Below are 3247 nucleotides of genomic sequence, written 5' to 3'. Positions count from 1 at the left end.
GTATCCGGGATCTATACATGCACTGAGATAAACGAACTGATATCTGCAATGCCGCCCGGTGTGTCCGGGAACTACGCTGATGATGTCCCTGTGCAGAAATCAGAACCATGAGTGCAAACCGCACACACCACGCCATAACAGGCTCTGCCCGCCGACCGGAATTGCTGCTGATTCTCGGCAGTTCACTGACCGTCGTCGCGATCATCGCCATCGTCACCTTCCTGCTGATCCGCGAACACGCCAATGCCATGCAGGCGGCCACGCGGGGTGCGACCAACATCGTGCAACTGATCGATGCCGATGTGCTGCGCAACGTCGAGCTCTATGACCTGTCACTGCAAGGATTGATCGCTGCCGCCCAACGTGACGACCTGCAGAAGGTTTCGGCGCAGATCCGCCACCTGGTGCTGTTCGACCGCGCAAGTACTGCACGCTACAAGGGTGATGTGCTGCTGCTCGACAAGCACGGCGATGTGATCGCCAACTCGTCGTCGATTCAGCCCAAATCGGGCAATTTTGCAGACCGTGACTACTTCCAGGCCCACGTCAGCAACAGCGATAACGGGATGTTTATCAGTCGCCCGTTCAAACCCCGTTGCGACTGCCCCGAGAACGATCAGTGGCGCATCAGCTTCAGCCGGCGCATCTCTTCGCCCACCGGGGAGTTTCTTGGCGTTGCCGTCGCGTCCATGCAACTGGAGTACTTTGACGAGCTGTTCAGCAGCCTGGACATCGGCTCTAACAGTACCCTCAACGTGCTCGACAAGGACGGCATACTGCTGGCGCAAAAGCCCATGCTGACCGATGCCAGCATCGGCAAGAGTTTCGGCAATCGACCCAACGTCATACGCATCATGCGTGAAGGCAGTGGCAGCTTCAGCAGCCTGTCGAGCATGGACCACCAGGAACGCCTGTACACCTTCTCGCGCGTCGGCAACCTGCCGTTGACGGTCAGCGTCGCACTCTCCATGGACGAAATCTTCGCCAGCTGGAAGCGCACGGCGTACGTGATCAGTGGCGCAACCGGGGTGTTGTGTATCGGCTTGATGTGGCTGACCTTGCTGCTGTGCCGCGAATTTCGCCTGCGCCATCACGCCGAGCAGGAACTGGCGCAACAGGCCGCCGTCGACGCCCTCACCGGCGTGGCAAACCGGCGGACCCTCGACCAGGCCCTGAACCGCGAATGGTCCCGTGCCCAGCGCTCGGGCAAGCCGCTGTCAGTGCTGATGATCGACGCCGATCACTTCAAGTCGTTCAACGACCGTCACGGCCATCACGGCGGCGACGATGCGTTGCGCGTACTCGCCCGGGTGATCAGCGAAAACATCCGTCGCCCCTCCGATCTCGCTGCGCGCTATGGCGGTGAGGAGTTTTCCGTGGTGCTGGCCGAGACTGACAGCGCCGGAGCCCTGCGGATTGCCGAAAATATCCGCGCGGCAGTCGAGCAACTGCCACCGTTCGAAGGCGACGAGTCCCCCATCACCGTCAGCATCGGCCTCAGCACCTCGACAGGGCAACCGGGCGAGAGCCTGGAAAACCTGATGCATGCAGCCGACAAAGCGCTGTATCAGGCCAAGTACGGAGGGCGCAACCAAGTGGTCGCCAATTGAAAGATCGCAGCCAGTCGTCGGAGCTGCCGCAGGCTGCGATCTTTTAAAAGAACCATAAAAAGGCCAATGCCGAGCGTTGGCCTTTTTCCTTTGAGCAGCCTCCAGCGCAATGCAGGTTCTCAAAAAAGACCATTGATTGAGTCATTGTCAGGACGTCGAGAGTGCTGAAGCATGACCGATAGCCGTCGTCCGTTTCATTCGATTAGTTGTCCTGATTGAGCATTTTCGTAACCCTGGCCGTTACGTAAGCTGATTTCCCGTCGCGACCGCACGAGCGGAACGCTAACCGCCTGCGCTYCAAAGAGATCTTCCAGTCGCACGACCTGATTCGCAATGTCGATGAGCACATGGAATTCGATACTGCGGCCATCGTGTGGGAGTTTTCCAGGGCCAACGCGATTCACACCCAATACTTCCTCTGAGGACGCCGGCATGAAGCCGCAAACGCTTGCACCCATTGACTCGATCAGCCAGGAGAAGCATTCCTTGAGTGTCCTGGCCGTGCTCGTCGCTCTGTTTCTCGCTGCCATGGACAGCACTGCAGTCAGCACCATACTGCCGCAGATCAATGCGCAAATGCAGGATACAACGCTCTATCCCTGGGTTGTCTCGGGCTTCTTGCTGCCTCTGGCACTGATTGCGCCGCTGGCCGGCGCACTGGCTGATCGGTTCGGAATTTCTTCGATGATGAAAGGCAGCCTGCTGATCTTCATCGCTACGTCGGCAGTGGTTGCCAGTAGCCAGAGCATGGTCATGCTGATTGCAGGCAGAGCCCTGCAAGGCATCGGGGCCGGTGGCATCATCGTTCTTTCCTACTCGATGCTGGCATCGCTCTTCGAAGGGCCAAAGCGTGCCAGCATGCAGGGAATGCTCAGCAGCGTCTGGGGCCTGGCTGCAGTATTGGGCCCTGTTGCCGGTACTGTACTGGGCAGCACCTTGAGCTGGCGTGCAGTTTTTTGGCTCAATCTGCCACTGGGCTTTCTGGCATTGATGGTGCTGCTTTTCACACCCGTGATCGGCCGAGGTCAATCAGCCAGGACCGTAGATCCCATAGCGCAGTTTTTTTTTGGCCATCGCCGCGTGTGCGGGACTGTTCATGTTGAGCAGTCAGCACCTTGACATGATCGCGCACCCGATACAGACGCTGGCGATCGTGATGCTCATCAGTCTTGTAGCACTGGTCGCTCGAGTCCGCGCGGCACCCGCCGGCAGTCCGGTGCCATTGGGGTTCTTTGATCGGCCAGCGCTGGGAGCGGTCATGGCCTTGGTGGTTATCTCGAGTATCGGCTTGTACGCCACGGTCAGCTTGTTGCCCATCGCTCTCAGCCGTTCGGCGGGCAGCGCATTATCGACAGGGGTGCTGATCATGCTGGCAGCGTTAGGCTGGGTGGTAGGCGCGACCGTCTGTGGCAAGCGTCTGTCGAGCGTCGGCTTCAGGCCCATGGCGATAGTTGGGATGTCGATGCTGATGCTCGGTTGCATAGGGGTGGCTGCGGGACTGCAATGGTCGCAGTGGTTGGCCATTGGTGCAGGCCAGATACTGGTCGGGCTGGGGATGGGCTTGACGGCCACTACGACCCTGGTGCTCGCGCAGAACAGCGCCCCGCATGATCAGTTGGGAGCCTACACGTCCACGG

General features: G+C 59.3%; 3 protein-coding genes. All 3 read left to right on the top strand.

All coding sequences use genetic code 11. The annotated features are described in order from the left end of the window. The first annotated feature begins 107 nt into the window (after positions 1-107). Positions 108-1610: a sensor domain-containing diguanylate cyclase gene (locus tag AC1DH9_RS25750; protein ID WP_427546927.1), complete on the top strand. Its 1503-nt coding sequence runs from the start codon at positions 108-110 to the stop codon at positions 1608-1610. A 432-nt stretch (positions 1611-2042) separates the two neighbouring features. After that, entirely contained in the window at positions 2043-2729 is a 687-nt protein-coding gene (locus tag AC1DH9_RS25745; RefSeq protein WP_477806144.1) for an MFS transporter, read from the top strand. Next, positions 2707-3247 (top strand): MFS transporter (locus tag AC1DH9_RS25740; protein ID WP_477809034.1); only part of this gene is annotated, 541 nt, incomplete at its 3' end. The genes AC1DH9_RS25745 and AC1DH9_RS25740, both read left to right, overlap by 23 nt.

Source organism: Pseudomonas sp. 05T35 (assembly GCF_056396605.1).
Note: the sequence above shows the minus strand (reverse complement) of the source record. Positions and strands in the feature narration are given on the sequence as shown.

Bases quoted from the DNA above. Each gene is read 5' to 3' on its own strand.
- AC1DH9_RS25745 (WP_477806144.1), top strand. From the start codon at position 2,043: ATGAAGCCGCAAACGCTTGCACCCATTGACTCGATCAGCCAGGAGAAG.
- AC1DH9_RS25750 (WP_427546927.1), top strand. From the start codon at position 108: ATGAGTGCAAACCGCACACACCACGCCATAACAGGCTCTGCCCGCCGA.